The sequence below is a fragment of the Labrenzia sp. VG12 genome (genome assembly GCF_002237595.1).
In the GTDB taxonomy this organism is placed as follows: Bacteria; Pseudomonadota; Alphaproteobacteria; order Rhizobiales; family Stappiaceae; genus Roseibium.
In genome coordinates, this window is the sequence record NZ_CP022529.1 from 2,258,856 (window position 1) to 2,284,628 (window position 25,773).

Genomic DNA, 25,773 nt, shown 5'->3' on the forward strand with positions numbered 1-25,773 from the left:
TTTCGAACGAATAATTTCATCAAGATAAATTATTCTGAACCACTCCAAAAGAGAGTGAAGGGATCCGGAGGAGCGACAAGGGTGGAGGAACCTCGCAAAAGCGGGCGCGGCTCGAATTCCGCGCAGTTGCGCCGTTATAACGAGCGCATCGTTCTGCAGATCCTGCGGCGCGCCGGCGAAGCCTCCAAGGCGGAACTCGCCCGGGCCGTTCAGCTGACCAACGCGGCCATTGGCGCGATCATCCAGGACCTGATCGAAGAAGGTTTGATCGTTGAGGCCGGCAAACGCCATGACGGCAGCCGGGGACAGCCGGCGACGATCCTGCGTCTGGAACCGGGAGGCGCCTATTCCTTCGGTGTGCGTCTCGACCGCACCAACATGGAAACGGTGCTGATGGACTTTTCCGGCCGACTTGTCAGCCGCCGCCTGCATGACCTGATCCTGCCCGCGCCGGAGCGGGCCCTGGAAATCCTGACCGAAGACATCCGGATCCTGCGCGATGAACTTGCCGCCGACGAGCAGTCCCGCATCACCGGGATCGGTCTCGCGCAGCCCTTCAACCTCGGCGCCTGGCTGCACGAACTGGGGCTTCCGGAGGCAGACTTCAAGAAATGGGAAGACTATGATCTTGCCCAGGCGCTGGAAACCGCCACGGAACTACCCGTTTTCAGCGAAAACGACGGCACGGCCGCAGCAGTTGCCGAACTGTTTTACGGCCTTGGTCGCCAGAACGACCATTTTCTCTATCTTTTCCTCGGTCCGGCCATCGGCGGCGGCCTGATCCTGAAGGGCGATGTCATTCGGGGCGAGACAGGTAATGCCGGCGACGTGGCCATGATGCCGGTCCCCCCGAGCAACCTGACGACGGCGCCGAAACCGCGAAACCAGTGGGACCTGCTGCTCACGCGCGCCTCTCTGGTCGCCCTCGCCCGGCATATGGCGCCGGACGATTTTTCCCGGCTGAACAGGGCCGATCTGCAAGACGCAGTCGAGACGGGCGACATCAGATACCGCGAATGGCTGCAGGACTGCGCGGACGCCCTGGGGCTTGCGCTCAGATCCGCCTATGCGCTTCTGGACGTGCCGCTAGTTGTCATCGACGGCGACCTGGGCGGCCCCTTCCCGGAAGCATTCCGAACTGCTCTCACCGAGGCAGTGAAGCGTGCCGCACCTGAAAAGCGGCAGTCTCCCGACATCCAGGTCGGCAGTTTTGGCCACGACGCCGGTGCGATCGGCGCAGCCAGCCTGCCGCAATTCTTCAACTTCTCGCCCAGGGCAGCGATCCTGACAGGCGGGAAGGACACCGGACCCGCAGGCGCTGGCGGCGCGGAGGACAAAGCCAGTTTTCCTGCAAGGGCAGCACGGTTGGGGTCACATCTGGCCGCACCCAACCGTCCAACTTAATCAAGGCCAGGGAGGAAACCGCACATGATCCGTAAATTCCTTGCGACAGCATCCGTGCTTGCCGCCATGGCAGCAACTCCAGCAGCCGCAGCAGACATTTCTGCGTGCCTGATTACCAAAACCGATACCAACCCGTTCTTCGTGAAGATGAAGGAAGGCGCCACTGCCAAGGCCGAAGAGCTCGGCATCGAGCTGAAGTCCTTTGCCGGCAAGATCGACGGCGACCATGAAACCCAGGTTGCCGCCATCGAAACCTGCATCGCCGATGGCGCCAAGGGCATTCTTCTGACCGCATCCGACACGTCATCCATCGTTCCGGCCGTCAAACAGGCCCGCGACAATGGCCTCCTGGTGATCGCGCTCGACACCCCGCTGAGCCCGATCGATGCGGCCGACGCGACCTTTGCGACGGACAACTTCCTGGCCGGTGAACTGATCGGCAAATGGGCTGCCGCTTCACTTGGCGACGACGCGGCCAATGCCAAGATCGGCATGCTCGATCTTGCCATCAGCCAGCCGACCGTCGGCGTTCTGCGCGACCAGGGCTTCCTGCAGGGCTTCGGCATCGATCTCGGCGACCCGAACAAGTGGGGCGATGAAACCGACCCGCGCATCGTCGGCAACGATGTCACTGCCGGTAACGAGGAAGGCGGCCGCAAGGCAATGGAAAACCTTCTGGCCAAAGACCCGATGATCAACGTCATCTACACGATCAACGAGCCGGCGGCAGCCGGCGCCTATGAGGCTCTGAAGGCCATCGGCCGCGAGAACGACGTGCTGATCGTTTCCGTGGATGGCGGTTGCCCTGGCGTGCAGAACGTCAAGGACGGCGTCATTGGCGCCACCTCGCAGCAATATCCGCTGCTGATGGCCTCGCTCGGCATCGAGGCGATCAAGAAGTGGGCCGACAGCGGCGAGAAGCCCGAGCCGACCCCGGGCAAGGACTTCTTCGACACGGGCGTTGCCCTGGTCACCGACAAGCCGGTTGACGGTGTTGAGTCCATTGACACCGCCAAGGGTACGGAGCTCTGCTGGGGCTAAGGCTAACGCCACCAAAAACGGAGGGGGCTTGGGCGACCTGGCCCCCTTTTTCAAAGGCACAGAGGGAATTCGGGCATGACCTCAGACACAAAACCGGCCGATGGACCGGCGGATTTCGAAACCGCCGCAGCATCCGGTCCGCAGGCAGTTGCATCATTTGACGAACATCACCGCGGCCTTGGCCAGAAGATCCAGCACACGCTTCATCAGACGCCGAGCCTGGTGCCGCTGATCGTCCTACTGCTGTCCCTGATCGTCTTCGGGATCATGCTTGGCTCAAAGCTGTTTTCCCCCTTCGCCATGACGCTGATCCTCCAGCAGGTTCAGATCGTCGGCATCGTGGCGGCAGCGCAAAGCATCGTCATCCTGACCGCCGGCATCGATCTCTCCGTTGGCGCCATCATGGTGCTCTCGTCCGTCGTCATGGGCCAGTTCACCTTTCGCTACGGCCTGCCGGTTGAAGTCGCAATCGCTTGCGGCCTGATCTGCGGCACCATCTGCGGGTACATCAACGGCTTCCTCGTGGCCGTGGTGAAACTGCCGCCCTTCATCGTCACGCTCGGCATGTGGCAGATCGTGCTCGCGACGAATTTTCTCTATTCCGCCAACGAGACCATTCGCTCTCAGGACATCGCAGCCCAGGCCCCGTTGCTGCAGTTCTTCGGCAACAAGATCAATATCGGTGGTGCCATCTTCACCTATGGCGTGATCTTCATGGTGATCCTGATTGTCGTGCTGGCCTATGCGCTGCGACAGACCGCCTGGGGCCGGCATGTCTATGCCGTCGGCGACGATCCGGAAGCCGCACAGCTGTCCGGTGTCCAGGTCAAGAAGGTGCTGATCTCCGTTTACATGCTCTCCGGCCTCATCTGCGCCTTTGCCGGCTGGGCCATGATCGGACGCATCGGCTCCGTGTCACCGACCACGGGCCAGCTCGCCAACATTGAATCGATCACCGCGGTGGTGATCGGCGGCATCTCGCTGTTCGGCGGCCGCGGCTCGATCCTAGGTACGCTTTTCGGGGCGCTGATTGTTGGTGTCTTCACCCTGAGCCTGCGCCTGCTCGGTGCCGATGCCCAGTGGACGTACCTGCTGATCGGCATTCTCATCATCGGTGCGGTCGCGATCGACCAGTGGATCAGAAAGGTATCAGTCTGATGGAACCTGTTCTTCAAGCCAAAAGTCTGGTCAAGCGCTATGGCCGCGTGGTTGCCATGGATCATGCCGACTTCGAACTTTATCCGGGCGAGATCCTGGCCGTCATCGGTGACAACGGTGCCGGCAAGTCCACCCTGATCAAGGCGCTCAGCGGCGCGGTTCAACCCGATGACGGCGAGGTGCTTCTGGACGGGAAACCGATCCATTTCACCTCCCCGATCGATGCCCGCGAGGCAGGTATCGAGACGGTCTACCAGACGCTTGCCATGTCACCGGCCCTGTCCATCACGGACAACATGTTCATGGGGCGCGAGCTTCGGAAATCCGGGTTCCGCGGCAAGGTCCTGCGCCAGCTCGACCGCAGCAGGATGGAAGCAATCGCCCGCGAAAAGCTGAACGAGCTTGGCCTGCTCACGATCCAGAACATCAACCAGGCCGTGGAAACGCTGTCGGGCGGACAGCGTCAGGGTGTGGCCGTGGCCCGGGCGGCGGCTTTCGGTTCCAAGGTGGTGATCATGGACGAACCGACGGCAGCCCTTGGTGTCAAGGAAAGCCGGCGCGTGCTCGACCTGATCAAGGACGTCAAGGCAAGAGGCCTGCCGATTGTCCTGATCAGCCACAACATGCCACATGTGTTTGAGGTCGCCGACCGGATCCACATTCACCGGCTGGGCAAACGCGCCTGCGTGATCAAGCCATCAGACTTCTCGATGTCAGATGCGGTCGCCATCATGACAGGTGCCATGGATCCGCCGGAGGAGCTCGCAGCGTGAGGGCGGACCTGAAACTCTTGTCCAAGATTTTGACTGGTCGTCATGAATGCGCGTCAACACGGCCTGTCACCTGGGAAGCTACCTCCTCCTGAGGGGGACCGTCAGGTCCATCTCCAAGGGTCGGCGGCAAGCTGTGTTCAAACGGCCGGTCCTTGGAGACACCGGCGACACGGCTCCCCAGGATGAGCTTGTCTGGTTGGCAAATCTCTTAGTGCAACAACGTCTTCCGGCGTAGTGACCTGCGCCCAATCCGAGAGTAGAAAACCAATATGTTTCTGATTTGCGGCGAAGCCCTGTTCGACCTTTTCGGCGACAACACGCCCGGCGACAGTGTCGCTTTCGACGCCCGCATCGGCGGGTCCCCCTTCAACGTTGCCATGGGGCTGGCCCGTCTTGGCGAAGAGGCCGCTTTCTTTGGCGGCATCTCCAGGGATGCGCTCGGTGAAAAGCTGGTCGAGAAGTTCCGCACGGAAGGCGTTTCCGAGCGCTATATTCTCAGGACAGATTACCTGACCACCCTGAGCCTTGTGCAAAAGGACGCACATGGCTCTCCGGCCTATACGTTTTATGGCGCCAATGCCGCCGACCGGATGGTGACGGAGACAGATCTGCCCACATTCGACACCCCACCCGCCTTTTTGCATATCGGATCATACACGGCGCTGGTGGAACCGGTGGCCAGCGCCCTGAAGAAACTGATCGCCCGGGAAAAACCCCACACGCTGATTTCCTTCGACCCGAACATCCGCCCGACCGTGGTCTCCGATATGGACCTCTGGCGCGACAACACAGAAGCGCTGGTGCCGCTGACGGATCTCATCAAGGTCAGTGATGAAGACCTGGAACTGATCGCGCCGGGTGAACCGGTCGACAAGATCGCGCGCAACTGGCTCGCGGCCGGAGCAGGTCTCGTGATCGTCACCCGGGGCGGCGACGGCGCGACAGCCTTCGCTCCAGGTACCGAGATCGATTGTCCAGGTGTCAAGGTAACGGTTGAAGACACCGTTGGTGCCGGCGACACGTTTCAGGCCGCCCTGCTTGCCGGATTGAGGCATCTCGGTGCGACAAGCCGGGCCGCACTGGAAAATCTTCAGCAGGAGCAATTGCGCCGGCTGGTGGAATTTGCTGTAACGGCAGCAGGCATCACATGCTCGCGCCGCGGTGCGGATCTGCCGCGCAAGGCCGAGCTTGAAAAAGAATGGGCTGGTCTGAAATAACAGCTGACAAGTGAATTAAATCGATTTAAAAACCTGCTCTAGGTGCATTGCAAAAAGCGGATAGACCTGTAATCCGCTTGTGAGACAGCTGCTGAGAAGGGATGAACCATGGCGGTACGCGTCATTGAAGTAGATGAATTCGACTTGGTCGTGTTCGGCGCATCCGGAGATCTTGCAAACCGCAAGCTTCTGCCAGCGCTCTATCATCGCGATGCTGACGGCCAGATGCCGGAAGATGCGCGCATCATCTGCAGCGCCCGCCGCGACTACACTGATGACGATTACCGCGACTATGCCAAAAAGGCGCTGGTGGAACACGTCAAGGATCTGGATGACGCGCATCTGGAGCAGTTTCTGAAACGCCTGCGCTACGTCAAGATCGACATTGCCACGGCGGAAGGCTTTGAAGACCTGAAAACGGTGCTCGACGAACGCAGCGATGTCATCCGTGCCTTTTACCTGGCCGTCGGTCCCGACCTCTTCGGAACCATCTGCGAAAACCTCGGCCGCATCGGCGTTGTCAATGAAAACGCCCGCGTCGTGATGGAAAAGCCGATCGGCAAGGACGGCGCGTCGGCAAAGGCCCTCAACGACACGGTCGGCGCCGTCTTCGACGAACACCAGATCTTCCGTATCGACCACTATCTCGGCAAGGAAACGGTTCAGAACCTGATGGCGTTGCGCTTTGCAAACGCCCTCTTCGAACCGCTCTGGAACGCCGCTCATATCGACCATGTCCAGATCACGGTGGCTGAATCGCTCGGCACCGGTGGCCGCGCCGGCTACTACGACACGGCCGGCGCCCTGCGCGACATGGTCCAGAACCACATCCTGCAGCTGCTCTGCCTCGTGGCCATGGAGCCGCCGGAATCCATGAATGCGGACAGTGTCCGCGACGAAAAACTAAAGGTTCTGAAGGCCCTCGCTCCCATCAACGAACAAAGCGCCGACAAGCTGACGGTGCGCGGCCAGTATCGTGCCGGAGCCTCTGCCGGCGGCGCTGTCCCCGGCTATCTGGAAGAACTCGGCAATGACGAGAGCCGCACGGAAACCTTTGTTGCTCTGAAGGCGGAGATTGCCAACTGGCGATGGGCCGGCGTGCCCTTCTACCTGCGGACCGGCAAACGCCTGGCCCAGCGCGTCTCGGAAATCGTGGTCCAGTTCCGCCCGATCCCGCATTCGATCTTCGATACGGAAGCCGGATCGATCACTGCCAACCGGCTGATCATCCGCCTGCAGCCGGACGAAGGCGTCCAGATGCAGATCATGATCAAGGACCCGGGTCCCGGCGGCATGCGCCTGCGCAAGGTTCCGCTCGACATGAGCTTCGCCGAAGCCTTCAAGGTGCGTAACCCGGATGCCTATGAGCGCCTGATCATGGATGTGATCCGCGGCAACCAGACCCTGTTCATGCGCCGTGACGAAGTTGATGCAGCCTGGGCCTGGATTGATCCGATCCAGGCTGCCTGGGCGGCCTCCAAGGACACGCCCAAGGGCTACACCGCCGGCACCTGGGGCCCGTCGGCCTCCATCGCTCTGGTGGAGCGAGACGGCCGTACCTGGGCCGAAGACGGCATCTAGGAAACGCTCACAGGATCTCATCCTGTGAGATTTCTGTCGTTTAAATCGATTAAAGCAGGGTGCGAAATCGAGATTTCGCCCTATCTGCCAGAAAACAGCCAAGCCCAAACCGGCTAGCAAAGGATTTGACAGCATGACCATTCAGGACCGCATTGGCGACGTCACGGAACGGATCGTCAAACGCAGCCATGACAGCCGCTCGATCTATCTGGAACGGATCGGCAAGGCGGCCGAGCAGGGACCTCAGCGTTCCCGCCTTTCCTGTGGCAACCTCGCCCACGGATTTGCCGCCTGCGGCCTCTCCGACAAGAAGGCGCTTTCCGGCGACGTCGTGGCGAACCTCGGGATCATCACGTCCTACAACGACATGCTGTCGGCGCACCAACCCTACGAAACCTACCCATCCCTGATCCGCGAAGCTGCCCATGAAGTCGGTGCGGTTGCTCAGGTCGCCGGCGGCGTGCCGGCCATGTGCGACGGCGTCACCCAGGGCCAGGACGGCATGGAGCTCTCGCTGTTCTCCCGCGATGTCATTGCCATGGCGGCAGCCGTCGGCCTGTCGCACCAGATGTTCGACGCAGCCGTTTTCCTCGGCATTTGCGACAAGATCGTACCGGGTCTTGCCATTGCCGCCCTGTCCTTCGGCCATCTGCCAGCCGTCTTCGTACCGGCCGGCCCGATGACCACCGGTATTTCCAATGACGAAAAGGCCAAGGTCCGCCAGCTTTATGCCGAAGGCAAGGTCGGCCGCGATGCGCTGCTTGAAAGCGAGTCCGCTGCCTATCACTCTCCGGGCACCTGCACGTTTTACGGCACGGCCAATTCCAACCAGATGCTGATGGAGATCATGGGTCTGCACATGCCGGGCGCCTCGTTCATCAATCCGGGCACGCCGTTGCGCGACGCGCTCACCAAGGAAGCTGCCAAACGCGCTCTGGCGATTTCCGCTCTGGGCAACGAATTCACACCTGCGGGCGAAGTGATCGACGAGAAAGCCATCGTCAACGGTGTCGTCGGTCTGCACGCCACCGGCGGCTCGACCAACCACACCATGCACCTTGTGGCGATCGCCGCCGCGGCCGGCATCAGGCTCACCTGGGACGATATCTCCGACCTCTCGGACGTGGTGCCGCTGCTTGCCCGCGTCTATCCGAACGGCAAGGCCGACGTGAACCACTTCCAGGCGGCCGGTGGCCTGCAATTCCTGATCCGGGAACTGCTCGGCGACGGCTATCTGCACCAGGACGTCAAGACCGTCTACGGCACGGATCTGTCTGGTTACACCGCGGAAGCCAAGCTGGACGCGGAAGGCAATGTCCTGCGTCAGGAAGTCCCCGAGACGTCCGGCGACGAAACCGTTCTGGCGCCGGTTGCCAAGGCTTTCCAGCCAACCGGTGGCCTGAAGATGCTGACCGGCAATGTCGGCAAGGCTGTCATCAAGATCTCGGCCGTCGCCAAGGAACGTCACATCATCGAAGCCCCTGCCCGGGTCTTCCACGACCAGAACGACTTCCTGGCCGCCTTCAACAACAAGGAACTGAAGGGCGATGTCGCCGCCGTGGTCCGTTTCCAGGGACCGAAAGCCATCGGCATGCCGGAACTGCACAAGCTGACGCCCTGTCTCGGCATTCTGCAGGATCGCGGTCACAAGGTGGCCCTGATCACCGACGGACGCATGTCCGGCGCTTCTGGCAAGGTCCCCGCCGCCATCCACGTCACGCCGGAAGCTGCCGACGGCGGCCCCATCGCCCGGATCCGTGACGGCGACATGATCCGCATCGATGCCGTCACCGGCAAGCTGGAAGTTCTGGAGGACGAAGCCGAGTTCAACGCGCGGCCTCTGGCCGAAGCCGATCTGAGCCAGCACCAGTTCGGTGTCGGCCGCGACCTCTTTGCCGCCTTCCGGGCCAATGTCGGCACGGCCGATACCGGTGCGCATGTGTTTGGTGCCTGACCTGCGAATTCGAGGAGAAGCCTGTGGCCCAGGACATTGAAAAAATCGAAAAAGTAATGTGCGCCGCGCCGGTGATCCCCGTGCTCGTGGTGGAAGACCCGAAAAAGGCCGTGCCGATGGCAAGAGCCCTGGTGCGCGGTGGCCTGCCTGCCATCGAGATCACGTTGCGCACACCGCATGCCCTTGAAGCGATTGACGCGGTCAATGAGCACGTGGAAGGCGCAATTGTCGGGGCCGGAACGGTGCTCGACGGCAAGCAGTATGATGCCGCCGTATCCGCTGGTGCCCGCTTCATTGTGTCACCCGGCGCGACAAACGCGCTGCTTGACGCTGCTGATGAGCACAGTGTGCCGCTTCTTCCGGGCGCGGCAACGGCCTCGGAAGTCATGGCACTGCTTGAGCGTGGCTATCAGAGACTGAAATTCTTCCCCGCCGAGCAGGCAGGCGGCGCGCCCTACCTGAAGTCCCTGTCCTCACCGCTGGCGGCAGCCAAGTTCTGCCCGACGGGCGGCGTTTCCCTGGACAAGGCTCAGGACTATCTCAAACTGCCGAACGTCCTGTGCGTCGGGGGATCCTGGATTGCCGATGCAAAGGCCATCGCAGCCGAGGACTGGGCCGGCATTGAAGAACGTGCCCGCGCTGCCGCGACCCTGAACGACTGATCTGGCGCGCCTGAGGGCACATCGCCCTCAGGCGCTTTGCTGTTCCTCGTCGCCGGCATCGGCATCCTCGTCGCCGTTCTCGTCTTCGTTCTGCTCCAGGGTGCGGTTCCACAAAAGGCGCAACCCCGCAGAGGTTTCATTCCGCCACGCAAATTCGGCAACCACCGGCTTGTCGAACTTCTTCATGGTCAGAAGCACTTCTTCCGGCATTGCTGTCAGGCCTTTGGCGGTGATGCGCACACCATTGTTGCCTGCATCCACGATCCGGCCTTCGATTTCCGTGATGCCTTCCAGATCGGCGATTTTCACCGGAATGCTGACATTGTTGCGCTTCTCGCGGCGTTTGTCGGAGACGGACTTTTCGCTCTTGGCAAACACCAGGGCCGCATCGCTGCCTTTCACCGAGGTGACCTGGGCCTTGACCAGCGTGTCTGCGTCCTTGGGCCAGATGCCGACATTCTTGTAGAGTCTGGAAACGTCCACTGAAGTCAGACGGCAACCCCATTCGCTGACATTGGAGACGGTGGCGTGCAGGACAGACAGATTGTCAAAGTCCATTACCACGACCTCTTCTTCTGCATCCGGTTGGTCCTGCAGATGCACAAGGCCATGCATTTTTGTTTCGGAGCTCATGATACGGCTTACCCAAAGACGGTCTTCGTTTCGCCTGCCCAAAGCGGCAACGACTCAGATTCTCTCAAATATTCAAGCAGAACTGCCGCGTTACGTATAGACAGGTTGTTCTCACAACAAGAGCTGACCGGGTCTTTCCCAAAAGTTCTGCGCTCGAGGCGTTCCGGCGCAGAGCCCTCTGGGGGGCCTGCGGCTGGATGAGCTGTTTCTCCCTAAGAGACTTTTCGCCAGGACACCTGTCTTCAGCTGCTTGAACGCCCGCGTCAATCGACTTCGAATGCGACCAGGCAACGCCGCGCCAGGTGCACATCCGGCAACCTTGCCCACATTTTCTGCTCCCTCTTCCAGGGAGGCTGTGCTATCTGGTGCGCACCATGGAATTTTGCCCGAAAAGCGGCGGCTAAATCGATTTAAGGAGATCGTTCATGGCTCTTCACGCAGCGTTTGATGCGCTTGCCCGGCAGGCGGACAACCTGAAGAATACCACGCTGCGGCAGTTGTTTGCCGCCGACCCTGACCGGTTCACGTCCCTCTCTGCGCGCTGTGACGACCTTCTCCTCGATTATTCAAAGTCGAAGCTTGACGGCAAGACCCTTGACCTTCTGCTCGATCTGGCGAAAGCCGCGGATGTCGGAGGCCGACGTGCAGCCATGTTCGCCGGAGAGAAGATCAACGCCACCGAGAACCGTGCGGTGCTGCACACGGCCTTGCGCAACAAATCGGACAAGCCGGTTCTGGTCGACGGCAGGGACGTCATGCCGGACGTGCGCTCCGTCCTCGACGCCATGGCAGATTTTTCCGAGGCGATCCGGTCGGGCGACCTGACGTCGTCCAGCGGCGACGCCTTTACCGACGTCGTCAATATCGGCATCGGCGGGTCTGATCTCGGCCCTGTCATGACCACGCTGGCGCTCAGCCCCTACCATGACGGGCCGGAGCTGCACTACGTCTCAAATGTCGACGGTGCACATATTGCCGACACGCTGGAAAAGCTCGACCCGGCAACCACCCTGGTCATTGTCGCCTCGAAGACGTTCACCACCATCGAGACCATGACCAACGCGCAAACCGCGCGCAAATGGATTGCCGGAGCGCTCGGCGAAGAGGCCGTCGGTGACCACTTTGCCGCGGTTTCCACCGCCCTCGACAAGGTCGCCGCCTTCGGCATCGACGAAGCCCGGGTGTTCGGCTTCTGGGATTGGGTCGGCGGCCGCTATTCCGTCTGGTCGGCCATCGGGTTGCCGTTGATGATCGCGATCGGTCCGGATGCCTTCAATGACTTCCTGGAAGGGGCTCATGCCCTCGACACCCATTTTGCGGAAGCTCCGCTGGAGAAGAACCTGCCGGTCCTGATGGCGCTGATCGGCGTCTGGAACCGCGACTGTCTGGGATATTCCGCCAGAGCCGTACTGCCTTACGACCAGCGTCTGGCACGTTTGCCTGCCTACCTGCAGCAACTCGACATGGAATCGAACGGCAAGCGCGTCAGGCTCGACGGCAGCCCGGTCACGGAAGAAACCGGCCCGCTTGTCTGGGGTGAACCTGGCACCAATGGTCAGCACGCCTTCTATCAGTTGCTGCATCAGGGCACGACGGTCATCCCGTGCGAATTCCTGATTGCCGCCAACGGTCACGAAGACGATCTCAAGCATCACCATGAACTTCTGATCGCCAATTGCCTGGCCCAGTCGGAAGCCCTGATGCTGGGACGCACGCTGGACGAAGCAACCGAGCAGCTGACTTCCTCCGGAATGTCCCCTGAGGAGGTCTCCCGCCTAGCACCCCACAAGGTGTTTCCGGGTGACCGTCCTTCCCTGACCCTTGCCTATGACAAGCTGACACCGTTTGCGCTGGGGCGTCTGATCGCGCTTTACGAGCACCGCGTCTTTGTCGAGGGTGTTATCTGGGGCATCAATTCCTTCGACCAGTGGGGCGTGGAGCTGGGCAAGGAGCTGGCGACCGCACTGCTTCCCATGGTGAAAGGCGACACGGCAGCTGATTCGAAGGACGCATCGACACAGGGCCTGCTGGCAACCCTTCGGAGCTGACGCTCCCCGCTTTGCGTCAAATTTGTTAACGAAGCTCCAGACGCCTTACTTTTGCCCAACCGGCGCTTTCTTTGTCGGACAACGGGCCTGGTCCGGCGCGACCGGGCCAGGGTGCAGGTTCATTGTTCGAATTGCGACATTGCCCCTGCGGTCAAAGCAGCTTAACCTCTGTGAGACTTTATTCTATTGAATTCGCGGCCTTACGCGAAGTGGAAGGGAGATACCTTTTATGAAAAAGTTTGTTTTGCTCGCAGCAGTCGCCCTCGCGCTGGCGGGTTGCCAGTCTGACAGTCAGCGCGACCGTGCCCTGGTCGGCGGTGGCCTGGGTGCCGCAACGGGTGCCGCCATCGGCGCAGCCGCAACGGGCGATGTCGGCGGCGCGCTGGTCGGCGCAGCCATCGGTGGCGCCGGCGGTGCCATTGTCGGCGGTGCGACCACTCCGAAAAACTGCGTTGCCTACGACCGCTACGGCAACCCCTACCGCGTCGCTTGCCCGTAAGGCTGCGATCGCTTCTTGAGTGAGCCCGGCTGAGGCGCCGGCAGGATGGACAAGATGAAAAAACTGTTTTTGATCGCCGCGACAGCGGCCTTCCTCGCCGGCTGCCAGTCTGACAGCCAGACGGACCGGGCACTGGTCGGCGGCGGCCTGGGAGCCGCCACCGGCGCGATCATCGGTGCAGCGGCCGGCAACGGAGCCGGACCGGCCCTGGCCGGCGCCGCCATTGGCGCCGCCGGCGGTGCCATTGTCGGGGCTGCCACCACGCCGAAGAACTGCGTCGCTTATGACCGGTACGGCAATCCCTATCGTGTCGCCTGCCCGTAAGGCGGCACGGCATTCCGTCACGGTCTCGGGGCGCAAGGACACATGATGAAATCCTTTTTGTTGATCGCTGCAGCGGCTCTGCTTCTGGCCGGCTGTCAATCCAGCAGCACGCGGGACCGCGCCCTTGTGGGTGGTGGTCTGGGAGCTGCCACCGGTGCCATCGTCGGCGCTGCCGCTGGTGCGGGTGCAGGCCCGGCGCTTGCCGGGGCCGCGATTGGCGCAGCCGGCGGAGCTCTCGTGGGAGCTGCGACCGCACCCAAGAACTGTGTGGCCTATGACCAGAACGGCAACCCGTTCCGGGTCCGCTGTCCGTAGTCAGCTGAACCTTGGATAAACGGCTCCTGGTAAGGATCTGTTAACCATACCTCTTCACCCTTGTCGGGATTAGATTCCGTCAAGGGCTGCCCCATGAAACCCGTGCTCGTCGCAACGCTATCCGCCCTTCTGCTGGCCGGCTGTGCAAACACCGAGAGCCAGCGCGACCGCATGCTGATCGGCGCCGGTCTGGGCGCAGCCACCGGAGCAACCATAGGCGCCGTTGCGGGATCAACCGTCAACGCGACCCTGGCAGGCGCGGCTCTCGGCGCCGTTGGCGGTGGCCTCGTCGGCGTCGTCACCACCCCGCGCAATTGCATCGCCCACGACCAGGACGGCACCCCATACAAGGTCAGGTGCCCGTAAGAATCTCGGCCATGTCCTGAAACCACCGTTTTCCACGGTCTGGAATGCAATGTCCGAACACTGAACGGTGTGAAAGGCCGGCAGCCTCGCTGCAAATGCAAACCCCTCTTCTCCAGCCCTTGCGGATGGTCAAACCACAGCGGAAACTGCACACCGGGCCACCTGCAAACGCCCTAGATTATTCCGGCTTTTTTCATCTCAGCGATGGTGTCCAGGGCAAACAAGGCAAGGCCGAAAAACACAAATACGCCGCCCAGCCCCAGCAGAAGGTAATTCTTGCGCCTCCAACCATGATGCGTAAGCACGATACCGACGCCCACGATTCCTGCCAAAACAATCGAAACAAGCAACCGAACAATCCTCCCGTTAGGTACAAAGCCGACGGCCAACTGCGCAATCGATTGCATGGCGTCGTGCAGTCCTGCCCTCGGACTGTTTACCATTGGTTGCTTTCCATGCAACCACACCAGGGTCGACATAATGTGGCCAGGATCACATCCGCCGCAACGTCAATTTGAAAGGATGTCCCTCGCCAAACCCAAAGGATGGACATCATGAAACTTGATCGAACGATGAAACGAAATTTTCCAAATCTGTCGTCCTGGATTTCTCGCGAAATCCCGAAAGTGAAGAGCAATCCGCAGATCTTCGATGCCTTTGTGAAATACAGTCAGCTGAGCAAATCCGCTGCAACAGAGGCCCTTTCATTCAACAACAAACCACCGACAATCGATGCGGCCGTTATGAGATCATATGGTCAATACCGGCCCCGTTTTGCCCATAACCGCAACAAGGTCTTTCTGAACAGGAGGCTTTGCAGGGAGTTCAACAAGATCGACCCTGACATTCGCACCGGCAAACCCTGGGACCTGATCCTGAAGGCCACCCTTTTGCACGAGATGGTCCATTGGGGCGACTATGTCGCCGACGGAGTTCGACAACCCAACGGTCGCATCTATGACACGGTCAAAGGGGCCTGGATGAACGACGTTGACGTCGGATTTCAGTTCGAAATCGAAGCCTTTTACGCGATCTACACCAGAGAGTTCCTCTGATCGGCCCCTGCAGCTTTTCCCCGTTTTCAAGAAAAAGCCGGCCCCGAGGGACCGGCTTTCTCTCACGGCTCAGTGCATCGCAGCTCAGGCAGCTGCTGCGTCCTTGACCTGTTCCAGCGCAACCTTCGGGTCGACATAGTCGTAGCCAAGCGCGGTCGCGACAGCTTCGCAGGTGACCTGGCCGCCGATGACGTTCAGGCCCGGCAGGAATTGCGGGTCGTCGAGCAGCGCCTTCTTGGCTCCCTTGTCGGCAAGGGCGAGCGCAAACGGCAGCGTGGCGTTGTTGAGCGCATAGGTGGAGGTCTTCGGAACCGCACCCGGCATGTTGGCAACGCAGTAATGCACCACATCATCGATGATGTAGGTCGGGTCGGAATGGGTGGTTGCCTTGGAGGTCTCGAAGCAACCGCCCTGGTCGATGGCGACATCCACCAGAACCGAACCCGGCTTCATGCGGCTGACCAGATCCCTGGAGACCAGTTTCGGAGCTGCTGCACCGGCGACCAGCACGGCACCGACAACGACGTCGGCTTCCAGAACGTGTTTTTCGAGCGCCGACTTGGTCGAGTAGACGGTCTTCAGCGCCGGCCCGAACGCAAGAGCAAGTTCGCCAAGCACGGCTGTGTTGCGGTCAAGGACGGTGACATCTGCACCGAGACCGATCGCCATGGTGATGGCATGGGAGCCGACAACGCCGCCGCCGATCACGACAACCTTGGCCGGCTCAACGCCCGGCACGCCGCCGATCAGGGTGCCGGAGCCGCCCTGTGCCTTTTCCAGCGCCTTGGCACCGGCAATCACGGACAGGCGTCCGGCCACCTGGGACATCGGCACCAGCAGCGGCAGTGCGCCGCGGGCATCAACAACCGTCTCATAGGCAATGCAGGTTGCACCGGACTTGACCAGGTCCGCTGTCTGCTCCGCATCCGGAGCCAGGTGCAGGTAGGTGAAGAGAATGTGGTCCGGACGCAGCATGGCGCGTTCGACAGCCTGCGGCTCCTTGACCTTGACGATCATGTTGGCCGCGTCGAACACGTCCTTGGCGGTCGCCAGGATCTTTGCGCCGGCCGCCTCGTAGTCGGCGTCGCTGGCGCCGATGCCGGCACCGGCATTTGTTTCCACGACAACCTCGTGGCCGTGGGCCACCATTTCATGAACGCTGTCCGGGGTCAGACCGACCCGGTATTCGTGGTTCTTGATTTCCTTCGGCACACCAATACGCATCTTCCCGTCTCCTCTGGAAGCATTTTGATTGCCGATGAGTCTACGCCCGATTGCCTCGAATGTGCTTGCGTTCCGCGCCTCAGCGATCGCCCTTGACGCAATTTTCTTGCGCCAGTTGGACAAAAGCTCAAATATATTGCTAGGTATGATCTCAATGCCAGCAATATGTGCGGTGCAACATAATGAAACTCGATCGCCTCGACCGGAAAATCCTAAGTACCCTGCAAAGCGACGGCCGCATTGCCAATGCCGATCTTGCCGAAAAGGTCGGCCTGTCGGCCTCCGCCTGCCTCAGGCGCATGCGCGCCCTGGAGGAAGCCGGCATCATCGACAAGTATGTCGCGCTTCTGGACCAGAAGAAGCTCGGCCGGCACATGGATGTTTTTGTCGAGATCTCGCTTACCGGCCAGTCCAAGGAGACGCTGGAGAATTTCGAGCGCGCCGTCGCCCGGTCCGACGAGATCATGGAGTGTTTCCTGATGGCCGGCGATGCCGACTACATCCTCCGTCTTTCCGCGCGGGACCCGATCGATTTCGAACGCATCCACCGCGATCATCTCGCACAGCTCCCCGGCGTTCTCAGGATGAAATCCTCCTTTGCCATTCGCCCGATCGTCAAGCGGACGGCGATCCCGCTGGAGGGCGACTAGGATTGTTCCGCGCAACGCTCCGGCAAACGTGCAAGAACAGTCGACGTTCACCGCAACCCCCGCTATAGTCCGCCTCCGTTCATGGAATTGGCTTTTTTAAGGAACCGCCTCCGGTGACCCACACGATCACCCGCTTTCTCGACACAACCTATCAGCTTGCAGAATGTCCAACCTGGGATGACCGGGCCAACCGCCTGCTCTGGGCCGACATTCAGGGCCGCTCCATCCAGTCGATGGACTGGGCAAGCCGCAAGATCAGCACTTTCCATTTCGACAATGAGGTCGGTTCCTTCGGCCTGACGGATGATGACAGGCTGATTGTCAGTGTCTGGGACAAGATCCTTCTGTTCGATCCGGCAACTGAAAAAAGCGAAATCCTGGCCGAGGTTCAGGCGGACGAACCACGCACCCGCCTCAACGATGGCAAGGTCGGGCCGGATGGTGCCTTCTGGGTCGGCACGATGGACACCAGCTCACCGCGTGAGCCGATTGCCGGTCTCTACCGGATCGACGCCAGCGGCGACGTCGCTGAAATCCGCGACGAACTGCAATGTTCGAATGGTCTCGCATGGACCCCGGACGGGGCCTACATGTATCATTCCGACACCTCGCCCGGCTGGATCGAATGTTACGGCTTCGACCCGGCCAGCGGTGCGCTCGGCTCGAAAATGCTTTACGCCCAGCAGACCAACGAAACCGGCCGCCCGGATGGCGCCACTGTCGACACCGACGGCAACTACTGGAGCGCCGGTGTTTCGGCGGGCGTTCTCAATTGTTTTTCGCCGGATGGCAATCTCCTGGAAGCCATCAAGCTGCCTGTCGACAAGCCGACCATGCCCTGCTTCTGCGGACCCGATCTCGATCAGCTGATCGTCACCAGCATCAAGCAGCCTGCTGATCCGACAACCATGGACCCCGACACGCTCTCCGGCGGCCTTTTTCTGGTCGAAGGCCACGGCCGGACAGGCCTGAAGAGCTATCGGTTCAAAACGTCGGGTGCCTAGAGCCAGGGCGATGCATGTCGCTTGCCGTGTTATCCTTCCGTCCTGCGGCAGGATTTCATAGCCTCGATAATCTGCTTTGCCTTGACTCCCCGCACCTGGATCTTGGTCTCGCCGATGAGATGCACGACCGCGGTCTCCCCGATGGCTGATTGTTCATCATAGATGCGAACGGATTGATTTTCCGGGATCAGGACCGCCATGGATCCGCCTTCAACGCTGAGCAGGATCGAGGACGCCACCAAGGTGCAAATCATCATGTTCTCCCCGCTTGGCTAGGCGAATAAACCGTCAATACCGGCAACCGCGGACCCGCACCGGTTTCCAGACGGTCTGCGCCGGCTGCACAAGAACCTGTCGACTGACGGTCCGGTAGACCGCCGGCTTATGCACCCGGTGACTGGTTGCCGGCTGAACCAGGACCTTTTCCCGGACGGTGCTGTAGATCGCCGGCTGGCGGACGGCCACTTTCGAGGCCGGCTGCACGAGAACCTTTTGACTGACGGTCCTGTAGACGGCCGGGTGCTGCACCTTGCACAGGATCTTGCGGCCCTTGATCATGCGATATTCCCACCCGACGCTGGCCTGCTGAACCAGAACCTGGCTTTGCCGGGTCTGGTACACAGCGGGCGTTTTCCGGTAGCTGACACGCTCCGCCTGCACAAGCACCCGCTTTGTCCGGTAACTGTAGACGGCCGGCTTCTGCACCACATAGCTGGACGCGGGTTGCACAAGAACTTTTTGATGCACGGTTCGATAGACCGCCGGGACAGTCGCCTGTTCATAGCAGGACAAGGCCTGACCGCCTGCCACAACCGAAGAACTGAGAACCGGCGTGAGAACCAGCGCTATGGCCGCGCTCCAGAACCTGTGACGCATCAACTTATCCCCCAGTCTGGTGCAGAAATACGCTCTGCACCCCTGACTTTAGGGAAGATGCTCAGGGGGTTAAAGCGAAAAAGTTAACAACCGTTAAGAAACGGCTTCACGGTCACCTGCCTCATCGACCTCAACGCTCGCGCCTTTTTCATAGTCGGTGTCTTCGTTGATGATGTGTCGGGCTTCCTCGGGAACCCAGGCCCCCCAGCGCGGCTGCAGCTGGTGATCGACGGAGACCCGGTCATCAAAGACGAAACACTCCCCCTTCCAGAGACTGTTTTCCTGCGGAACCTTCTCCAGGTAGTTCAGAATGCCGCCTTCCAGGTGATAGACGTCCTCAAAGCCGTTTTTCAGCATCCAGGCGGTTGCCTTTTCGCAGCGGATGCCGCCGGTGCAGAACATCGCGACCTTGGGCCTTTTCTTCAGGTCGTCCTGGCCCTCCACCCAGTCGGGAAAGTCGCGAAACGCCTGCGTTTCCGGGTTGAGCGCCCGTTCAAAGGTGCCGAAGGCGAATTCGTAGTCGTTGCGGGTGTCGATCACCACCACGTCCGGATCGGATATCAACGCATTCCAGTCTTCCGGCTTGACATATTCACCGACGATTTCGTTCGGATCGATGCCATCGACGGCCAGACGCACGATTTCCTGCTTCAACCGAACTTTCATGCGCTTGAACACGTGCCGATGTGTCCACGCCTCCTTGTGCGTCAGGTCTTTCAGGCGCGGGTCGGCCCGCAGATGCGCCAACACCTCGCGCACGCCTGCTTCCGGTCCGCAGATCGTGCCGTTGATCCCTTCCTGCGCCAGAAGCAGGCTGCCGCGCACATCCCTCGCCTTGCAATAGGCCTTGAGCGGGTCCCGCATCGCCTCGAAATCGTCGAGCGGCGTGAACAGGTAGAGGGCGGCAACGAGAAAGTCGTTCATCGGTCTTGTTCTTTTTCTGGACAAAGTGCCGGACGGGCTGGCCTGACGGCCAAGCGCACATTGGGTCCGGGCGGTTGGCGCTCTCTATACAGAATGTCGCCCCTACCTGCAAAGTCCGCAGTTTATCGGATGCACCCTTCCCGCCCCCGCAACACTGGGCCTGTCTGGAATTCTCCGCTCATATGCCATGTCACAACCGCCACCCTCGTCAAAAGTGCATATACCCACAGTTGATTACAGCCGGAAAATGCACCCCTTCTTTAAGGATCTTTAAGCCTGCGGGGATAGCGTTGTCCGACAAACGCGACTCAGGTCGCACCAGGAAGCGGGCAATGGTGGGATGACACATTACAAGGTTCAGCCAACCGGGGTTGAGCGGTTTTTCTCTGAACGGGACCTGATCGTCTCCAAGACCGACACACGCGGGCGCATCACCTACGCGAACAACGTGTTCCGGGAGATTGCTGGCTTTGACGGCAAGGCGCTGGAAAATGCACCGCATAGCCTGATCCGTCATCCTGACATGCCGCGATGCGTGTTCAAGCTTCTCTGGGACACGATCGAAGCCGGCGGCGAGATCTTTGCCTACGTGATCAACATGTCTGCCAACGGCGACCACTATTGGGTTCTGGCGCATGTCACGCCGAGTTTTGACGAGAACGGCGCCATCATTGGCTATCACTCAAACCGGCGGGTTCCCAACCGGCGGATTGTCGACGACGTCATCACGCCGCTTTACGCCCAGCTTCTTCAGACCGAACAGACCGCGGACAACCGGAAAGCCGGCATGCAAGCCGGTCACGATCAACTGGTCTCTCTTCTACAATCCAAAGGCGTGAGTTATGACGAGCTCATTCACACTCTCTAACGCTGTTCTTGGCGCCGCCCTCGCCGCGCTTGCCGGACTTGGCGCCAGTGTCTGCGCACTTGCCGGCTGGCCTCTCGCAGCAGCACTCATGTCCGGTCTCACCGCCCTTTCAGCGCTGTTTGCGGTTCTGGCCGTGCAACGCTCCAGGAAGGGCCTTGTTGCGGCATCAAAAGTCTGCAGCGAGGTCGGCTGGGGAAACTTCGAAGCCCGCGCCAAGGACTATGCCGAGCATGGTGACATTCGAGAGTTGATGATCGCCATGAACCACATGATCGACCGGACGGACGCCTTTATGCGTGAAGCCGCCGCCTCGATGACTGCCATTCAGAACAATCAGTATTACCGCCGGATCCAGCCAGGCGGCCTCAATGGCAGCTATCTGCAAAACGCCGGCATCATGAACGATGCCATTGAAACAATCAAAGGCCGCGTGGGCGCTTTCCGGGAGTCCACGGATTCCTTTGAAAACCAGATCAGCCAGATCGCAGACAGCCTGCTGTCCTCTGCCAACAGCATGACGGGAACCGCCGGCGAAATGGAGGCTTGTGCACAGTCCAACGCCCAGGTCGTGACAGCCATCGCGGACGCCGCCGGTCTGACATCCGACAACGTCAATGCCGCTGCCGAGGCCGCCGACCACCTGTCGCAATCCACGACCGCAATCAGCGGCCAGATCAGCCGGTCCATCGAGATTGCCCGCGAAGCAGTCGACCAGGTTGCACAGGGGCAGGACAAGGCCAACAGCCTGAAAACCTCTGCGGAAGCCATCGGAGAGATCATCAGCCTGATCTCCTCTATTGCCGATCAGACCAACCTGCTCGCATTGAATGCCACGATCGAGGCCGCAAGAGCCGGCGAAATGGGCAAGGGCTTTGCCGTCGTCGCCGCAGAGGTCAAGGAACTGGCGAACCAGACCGCGAAGGCGACCCAGGAAATCACTCAGTCGCTGGAGGAAGTCGACACGGCCAGCCGCGAAACAGCGGAATCCTTCGACACCATTTCCCAGACCATCACCGAGATCGAGACGATCACCGGCATGATTTCGGCGGCTGCGGAAAAACAGGCCGAGGCCACGCAGGCCATTCAGGACAACGTCTCCAACACGGTGAAATGCACGACGGACGTCACCGATACAGTCGACGGTGTTGCCGAAAACGCGGCGACCACCCAGGCTGCCTCGAAGACCGTCCTGAGTTCAGCGGAAACCATGAGTGCCAATGCCGGCCAGCTGACGGATGCCGTTGCCGCCTTCTTCCGGTCCCTGAAGAAAGGCCCGCTTGAGCAACAGGACGAACACGGGCGCGCGGCCTGATCCGCTGCCGCCCCACACCGCCCTGACAGCATTTCTGACCATTCTGCCGCCAACCGGCATTTTTCTGCGATTCCGGTCTTGATCTTGGCTGAGAAGACGATAGTTAAAACTGGCAAATCGCCAGAAAAATCGATATTATCAGCCCATGAGCATTCAACCGCATCTCGACCCCGCCCAGGAACCTTCCGCCACCCAACGAGCCTATCTGGCGATCAGACGGATGATCCTGGTCGGCGAACTGGCACCGGGTGAAAAACTCAAGATCGAGAACCTGCGCAAGATCCTCGATATGGGTGGTTCGCCGATCCGGGAAGCCCTGACGCTGCTGGTGTCGGACCTGCTTGTGGAGCGGCTTGACCAGCGGGGGTTCCGGGCCGCGGAAATCAGCCCGCAGAACTTTTCCGAAATCCTGAAACTGCGATGCCAGCTGGAGGAAATGGCGCTGCGGGAGAGCCTGGAAAACGCCGACCACGCCTGGGAAGACCGGCTGGTGATCAGCCACCACCGGATGATGCGCGAACCCCGTGCGAACGTGGAGCGCTTCGAAGAGCTGCACAAGGCCTTCCACATGAACCTGATCAGTGCCTGCCACTCACCGGTGCTGTTGAAGTTCTGCAACCAGCTCTACGACCTCAACATTCGGTATCGCTATCTCGCCGGCAAGGCCCTGAACTACTCCAAGCGCGACATCGGCAAGGAGCACACGGACATCATGAATGCGGCCGTCGACCGTGACATCGAAACCGCCTGCCACCTGCTGCTCGACCACTACCGCAACACCGGTGCGTTCCTGGAAAAGCATTTTGTGGCGGAAGCTGCGGAGTAGCCGCGAGGCGCGCAATCTCGCCTCAATTGCCATCCCGGCCGGAGCGCAGCGGAGAGCCGGGACCCAGTAAACGCGAGCGCCGATTGTTTTGCTTCCAGCGGCACGGCGTACTGGATCCCGGTCTTGAAGCTTGCGCTTCAAACCGGGATGACAATCGATGGAACGCGGTCTCCAAATGACCTTTTCAAGGTCATCCCGGACGACGTGAAGCGACGGTTCCGGAAGGACGAAGGGCAGGTTCAGGGAGACAAGGAGAGCTGGCCCCTCCCCTCATTCCCTGACCAGCACCAGATCGAAGGCCGCTTTGAGCCACGGCCCGTCCACCTGGCCTGAGAGCTCGAAACCGTTCTCCGGAAAGGTCCCCGCCGGCTGCTCGACATAGGTCATGACCAGATCGTCGCGCACACCGAAGACCGTGTCCTGATCGAGGTAAGGATCGTCGTCCGGGAAGATTTCCGTCACCAGGGTGCGATAGCCCGGGGCCTTGACGATGTAGTGCAGGTGGGAAGGCCGCCAGGGATGGCGCCCGCTGGCATTCAGGATATCGCCGACCGGTCCGTCGCTCGGCACCGTGTAACAGACCGGCTTGACCGAGGTGAAGGCATAGCGCCCGTCCTTGCCGGTCGTCTGGATGCCGTGGAAGGAATAGGTATCCTGGTCCGGGTCCTGGCTGGAATACATGCCGTTGGGGGCCGTCTGCCAGATATCCAGCTCCGCGCCTTCGATCGGATTGCCGTCCGTGTCGCGGATCGTGCCTTCGGCCAAAAGCACCTGGTCGCCGAAATCCTTGCGCAGGTCACCGCCGATCGGCAGCGGTGGCGCCCCCGTGATGTGGAACGGTCCGAGCACGCTGGAACTGGTGCCTTCCGGATGCGAATGCAGCATGTCGACCAGCGAGGACAGGCCGAGCACATCGGACAGGAGCACAAATTCGTGCCGCTCGGCATCCGATATATTGCCGGCCCACTCCAGGAATTCGATACCCTTGCGCCATTCCGCGTGGGTGAGATTGGTCTCGCGGGCAAAGTCGTGCAGATGGGTGACGAGGCTCTTCAGGATTTCCTTCAGCCGCGGATCGGTATCCGGGCCGAAATACCCCATGAAGACGTCGGTGATGTTGTCCTTGGTGACGTGACGCATGGAACCCTCTTAGTTCAGAATGGCAAGGCTGAGCGACGGCCAGCGGATCAGTGCAATCAGCACGATCAGCATGACCAGTGCGAACGGGAACGCACCGACAAAGACATCTTTCAGCGAGATGCGCGGATCGTTCAGCGTTGCCTTGATGACAAAACAGGAAATGCCAAGTGGCGGTGTCAGAAGGCCGATCTCGGCGCCGACCACCGTGACGATGCCAAACCAGACCAGGGACAGCCCCATGGGCTCCACCAGCGGCAGGAACAGCGGCACGACAATCAGGATGATCGACGCCGTGTCCAGGATCGTTCCGAGAAAGATCATCAGGAGGACGTAGATCACCATGATCCAGAAGAAGGTCAGCTGGGTATCGGTCAGGAGATCGCCGAGTTCGTTCGGCAGGCCGGCAAGCCCGAGCATGCGGCTGTAAATCGACGCGGCCGTGATCAGGAACAGGATCGACGCCGTGATGTGCCCTGTTTCCAGGAGCGCATGCCAGAGCGAGGTCAGCGTCAGCTTCTTGCGCAGTGCTGCAATCACAAGGCCAAGCAGGGAGCCCGTTGCCCCGGCCTCGACCGGTGTCAGCCAGCCGGTATAGATGCCGCCGAGCACCGCGACAATCAGGATCAGGGTCGGCAGGGTCTTGTCGGCAATTTCAAGCGGGGACATCCACTCCGTTTCCTCCGCCGGACGGCCGCCGACATAGGTCGGCGTCAGCCGGCCCATCAGGAAGATCGCGGCGACATAGGCGGCGGCCAGCATGAGCCCCGGGACGACGCCGGCCAGGAACATGTCTCCCACGCTCTGCTCGGCGACAAAGGAATAGATGATCAGCATCGCCGAGGGCGGAATGATCATGCCCAGCACCGACGACCCGGCGACCACCCCGACGGCGAAGCGCGGATTGTAGTCGAACGCCAGCATCTGCGGCACGGAGACCTTGGAGAAGACCGAGGCGGAAGCAATGGACGAGCCGGTGACGGCCGCAAAGACAGCATTCGCACCGACGGTTGCCATGCCGATGCCACCCTTGACCTTGCGAAAGCCGCTGTTCATCACCTGATAGATATCCGCCCCGAGCCCCGCCTTGGAGACAATCAGTCCCATGAAGGTGAAGAGCGGCACCGTGGCGAAGGTGTATTCCATCACGCTGTCGCCAATGGCGATCTTCAGGAGGTTGACTGCCAGGTCGAAATTGTCCCGCATCAGCAGGATGGAGACGAAGGAGACGAGGCCGAGGGCAATCGGAATGTAAACGCCGAGATAGACGAGAACGACAATCGCGACGACCGATAGAATGCCGATTTCAAAAGGTGTCACGAGTCTTCCTCTGCGTGTTCGTTGAGGCGCACGGGCTCAACCTTGTCGTCCGGTATCAGGACCTTGATGAAGAACAGGAGCGCGCACATGAGAGCGCTCAGAAAGATGGCGAGCTTGATCGGCCACCAGGGCGCGGTGAAGATGCCTGGAACGCCGAAGAAGTCTTTCGTTTCATACATTTCAAGGAATTCCGGCCAGATCGCATAGGCCACCAGTCCCATGAAGACGGCGGAGACGAAGTTGATCGTCCGCCGGATTGAGTCCGCAGATCCGGGCCGTGTCGTCGACAGGATCGTCAGGAACCCGTCAGACCGTGTCAGCCGGTTCATGCGCACGACATCGGGGAGCTGCAGGAAAACGATCAGCACCATGGAGAACTGGACCACTTCATAGGCGCCCCGGAAGGGGCGTTGAAGAGGCCGCGCGCCACGACGTCATAGTTCACGATCAGAACCAGACCGAGCACGATGAGCGTGCCGACTGCGTTGGCGCCGATTGCCACCCAACTGATCATTTTCGAGAAGGCGCGTGCCCCGCCGGTCAAGAGTTCCAGCATTCCAGCAACCCCGCTTGTACCGTCCAGTTTTTTTGATTTTGCACGA

At 60.6% G+C, this 25,773-nt stretch carries 29 protein-coding genes; 19 read left to right on the forward strand and 10 right to left on the reverse strand.

Annotated features, from left to right (window positions below):
- Window positions 1-81 precede the first annotated feature (81 nt).
- The 8 genes from CHH27_RS10535 (at window position 82) to CHH27_RS10575 (ending at window position 9,790) form a co-directional block, all read left to right on the forward strand.
- Window positions 82-1,404, forward strand: coding sequence for an ROK family transcriptional regulator (locus CHH27_RS10535; protein ID WP_094071549.1), 1,323 nt, complete (start codon window positions 82-84; stop codon window positions 1,402-1,404).
- Between the two features lie 24 nt (window positions 1,405-1,428).
- The gene (locus CHH27_RS10540; protein ID WP_094071550.1) at window positions 1,429-2,445 is read left to right on the forward strand and encodes a sugar ABC transporter substrate-binding protein; all 1,017 of its coding nucleotides are present in this window, start codon (window positions 1,429-1,431) and stop codon (window positions 2,443-2,445) included.
- A gap of 75 nt (window positions 2,446-2,520) precedes the next feature.
- A complete protein-coding gene (locus tag CHH27_RS10545) occupies window positions 2,521-3,603 on the forward strand; it encodes an ABC transporter permease (RefSeq protein ID WP_094071551.1) in 1,083 nt (360 codons plus the stop codon).
- Window positions 3,603-4,376, forward strand: coding sequence for an ATP-binding cassette domain-containing protein (locus CHH27_RS10550; RefSeq protein WP_094071552.1), 774 nt, complete (start codon window positions 3,603-3,605; stop codon window positions 4,374-4,376). Before CHH27_RS10545 ends, CHH27_RS10550 begins: the two co-directional genes overlap by 1 nt.
- 269 nt (window positions 4,377-4,645) lie before the next feature.
- Window positions 4,646-5,593, forward strand: coding sequence for a carbohydrate kinase (locus CHH27_RS10560; RefSeq protein ID WP_094071554.1), 948 nt, complete (start codon window positions 4,646-4,648; stop codon window positions 5,591-5,593).
- A 108-nt stretch (window positions 5,594-5,701) separates the two neighbouring features.
- The gene (gene zwf / locus CHH27_RS10565; protein WP_094071555.1) at window positions 5,702-7,174 is read left to right on the forward strand and encodes a glucose-6-phosphate dehydrogenase; all 1,473 of its coding nucleotides are present in this window, start codon (window positions 5,702-5,704) and stop codon (window positions 7,172-7,174) included.
- 133 nt (window positions 7,175-7,307) lie between these two features.
- A complete protein-coding gene (gene edd / locus CHH27_RS10570; RefSeq protein ID WP_094071556.1) occupies window positions 7,308-9,128 on the forward strand; it encodes a phosphogluconate dehydratase in 1,821 nt (606 codons plus the stop codon).
- A 23-nt stretch (window positions 9,129-9,151) separates the two neighbouring features.
- Window positions 9,152-9,790 (forward strand): 2-dehydro-3-deoxy-phosphogluconate aldolase, encoded by a 639-nt coding sequence (locus CHH27_RS10575; RefSeq protein ID WP_094071557.1) that lies wholly within the window; start codon window positions 9,152-9,154, stop codon window positions 9,788-9,790.
- Window positions 9,791-9,817: 27 nt separating this feature from the next.
- Here the strand turns inward: CHH27_RS10575 and CHH27_RS10580 are convergent, their stop codons facing one another.
- Window positions 9,818-10,423 (reverse strand): PilZ domain-containing protein, encoded by a 606-nt coding sequence (locus CHH27_RS10580; RefSeq protein ID WP_208988798.1) that lies wholly within the window; start codon window positions 10,421-10,423, stop codon window positions 9,818-9,820.
- Window positions 10,424-10,848: 425 nt separating this feature from the next.
- Between CHH27_RS10580 and pgi the strand changes: the two genes are divergently transcribed.
- From pgi to CHH27_RS10605, 5 genes are all read left to right on the forward strand, one after another.
- Window positions 10,849-12,471 carry a glucose-6-phosphate isomerase gene (pgi, locus tag CHH27_RS10585; RefSeq protein ID WP_094071558.1) on the forward strand — a complete coding sequence of 541 codons (1,623 nt, stop codon included), beginning with the start codon at window positions 10,849-10,851 and terminating at the stop codon, window positions 12,469-12,471.
- Window positions 12,472-12,700: 229 nt separating this feature from the next.
- Window positions 12,701-12,970 (forward strand): glycine zipper domain-containing protein, encoded by a 270-nt coding sequence (locus CHH27_RS10590; RefSeq protein WP_094071559.1) that lies wholly within the window; start codon window positions 12,701-12,703, stop codon window positions 12,968-12,970.
- Between the two features lie 54 nt (window positions 12,971-13,024).
- Entirely contained in the window at window positions 13,025-13,294 is a 270-nt protein-coding gene (locus CHH27_RS10595; protein ID WP_094074663.1) for a bacteriocin, read from the forward strand.
- A gap of 45 nt (window positions 13,295-13,339) precedes the next feature.
- Entirely contained in the window at window positions 13,340-13,609 is a 270-nt protein-coding gene (locus CHH27_RS10600; RefSeq protein ID WP_094074664.1) for a bacteriocin, read from the forward strand.
- A gap of 93 nt (window positions 13,610-13,702) precedes the next feature.
- Window positions 13,703-13,975, forward strand: a complete 273-nt coding sequence (locus CHH27_RS10605) for a hypothetical protein (protein ID WP_094071560.1) — start codon at window positions 13,703-13,705, stop codon at window positions 13,973-13,975.
- Between the two features lie 173 nt (window positions 13,976-14,148).
- Here the strand turns inward: CHH27_RS10605 and CHH27_RS10610 are convergent, their stop codons facing one another.
- The gene (locus tag CHH27_RS10610; protein ID WP_157738848.1) at window positions 14,149-14,418 is read right to left on the reverse strand and encodes a hypothetical protein; all 270 of its coding nucleotides are present in this window, start codon (window positions 14,416-14,418) and stop codon (window positions 14,149-14,151) included.
- A gap of 111 nt (window positions 14,419-14,529) precedes the next feature.
- Here CHH27_RS10610 and CHH27_RS10615 point away from each other — a divergent pair, with 111 nt between their 5' ends.
- A complete protein-coding gene (locus tag CHH27_RS10615) occupies window positions 14,530-15,030 on the forward strand; it encodes a hypothetical protein (RefSeq protein ID WP_157738849.1) in 501 nt (166 codons plus the stop codon).
- 84 nt (window positions 15,031-15,114) lie between these two features.
- Here CHH27_RS10615 and ald read toward each other — a convergent pair whose 3' ends face one another.
- Window positions 15,115-16,254 carry an alanine dehydrogenase gene (gene ald / locus CHH27_RS10620; protein ID WP_094071563.1) on the reverse strand — a complete coding sequence of 380 codons (1,140 nt, stop codon included), beginning with the start codon at window positions 16,252-16,254 and terminating at the stop codon, window positions 15,115-15,117.
- 182 nt (window positions 16,255-16,436) lie between these two features.
- Here ald and CHH27_RS10625 point away from each other — a divergent pair, with 182 nt between their 5' ends.
- A complete protein-coding gene (locus CHH27_RS10625; RefSeq protein WP_094071564.1) occupies window positions 16,437-16,904 on the forward strand; it encodes an Lrp/AsnC family transcriptional regulator in 468 nt (155 codons plus the stop codon).
- Between the two features lie 113 nt (window positions 16,905-17,017).
- Window positions 17,018-17,908 carry an SMP-30/gluconolactonase/LRE family protein gene (locus CHH27_RS10630; RefSeq protein ID WP_094071565.1) on the forward strand — a complete coding sequence of 297 codons (891 nt, stop codon included), beginning with the start codon at window positions 17,018-17,020 and terminating at the stop codon, window positions 17,906-17,908.
- 29 nt (window positions 17,909-17,937) lie between these two features.
- Here the strand turns inward: CHH27_RS10630 and CHH27_RS10635 are convergent, their stop codons facing one another.
- From CHH27_RS10635 to CHH27_RS10645, 3 genes are all read right to left on the reverse strand, one after another.
- Window positions 17,938-18,162, reverse strand: a complete 225-nt coding sequence (locus tag CHH27_RS10635; protein WP_157738850.1) for a hypothetical protein — start codon at window positions 18,160-18,162, stop codon at window positions 17,938-17,940.
- Window positions 18,163-18,196: 34 nt separating this feature from the next.
- Entirely contained in the window at window positions 18,197-18,784 is a 588-nt protein-coding gene (locus tag CHH27_RS10640; protein WP_094071567.1) for a hypothetical protein, read from the reverse strand.
- A gap of 93 nt (window positions 18,785-18,877) precedes the next feature.
- Complete coding sequence (locus tag CHH27_RS10645; protein WP_094071568.1) at window positions 18,878-19,708, reverse strand: rhodanese-related sulfurtransferase; 831 nt, start codon at window positions 19,706-19,708, stop codon at window positions 18,878-18,880.
- A gap of 340 nt (window positions 19,709-20,048) precedes the next feature.
- Between CHH27_RS10645 and CHH27_RS10650 the strand changes: the two genes are divergently transcribed.
- The 3 genes from CHH27_RS10650 to CHH27_RS10660 all read left to right on the forward strand — a co-directional run bounded on the left by CHH27_RS10650 (window position 20,049) and on the right by CHH27_RS10660 (window position 22,714).
- The gene (locus CHH27_RS10650; RefSeq protein WP_094071569.1) at window positions 20,049-20,576 is read left to right on the forward strand and encodes a PAS domain-containing protein; all 528 of its coding nucleotides are present in this window, start codon (window positions 20,049-20,051) and stop codon (window positions 20,574-20,576) included.
- Entirely contained in the window at window positions 20,551-21,888 is a 1,338-nt protein-coding gene (locus tag CHH27_RS10655) for a methyl-accepting chemotaxis protein (protein WP_208988802.1), read from the forward strand. The genes CHH27_RS10650 and CHH27_RS10655 overlap by 26 nt, the downstream gene beginning before the upstream one ends.
- Before the next feature lie 145 nt (window positions 21,889-22,033).
- On the forward strand, window positions 22,034-22,714 hold the full coding sequence (locus CHH27_RS10660; RefSeq protein WP_094071571.1) for a GntR family transcriptional regulator: 681 nt from the start codon (window positions 22,034-22,036) through the stop codon (window positions 22,712-22,714).
- Between the two features lie 270 nt (window positions 22,715-22,984).
- Here the strand turns inward: CHH27_RS10660 and CHH27_RS10665 are convergent, their stop codons facing one another.
- From CHH27_RS10665 to CHH27_RS28085, 4 genes are read right to left on the reverse strand one after another with little or no spacing between them, the layout of a single operon-like run.
- Window positions 22,985-23,854, reverse strand: a complete 870-nt coding sequence (locus CHH27_RS10665) for a dioxygenase (RefSeq protein ID WP_094071572.1) — start codon at window positions 23,852-23,854, stop codon at window positions 22,985-22,987.
- A 9-nt stretch (window positions 23,855-23,863) separates the two neighbouring features.
- Window positions 23,864-25,171 carry a TRAP transporter large permease gene (locus CHH27_RS10670; protein WP_094071573.1) on the reverse strand — a complete coding sequence of 436 codons (1,308 nt, stop codon included), beginning with the start codon at window positions 25,169-25,171 and terminating at the stop codon, window positions 23,864-23,866.
- A complete protein-coding gene (locus CHH27_RS10675; RefSeq protein WP_247646212.1) occupies window positions 25,168-25,542 on the reverse strand; it encodes a hypothetical protein in 375 nt (124 codons plus the stop codon). The genes CHH27_RS10670 and CHH27_RS10675 overlap by 4 nt, the downstream gene beginning before the upstream one ends.
- On the reverse strand, window positions 25,533-25,727 hold the full coding sequence (locus CHH27_RS28085) for a hypothetical protein (RefSeq protein WP_208988813.1): 195 nt from the start codon (window positions 25,725-25,727) through the stop codon (window positions 25,533-25,535). Before CHH27_RS28085 ends, CHH27_RS10675 begins: the two co-directional genes overlap by 10 nt.
- Between the last annotated feature and the right edge of the window lie 46 nt (window positions 25,728-25,773).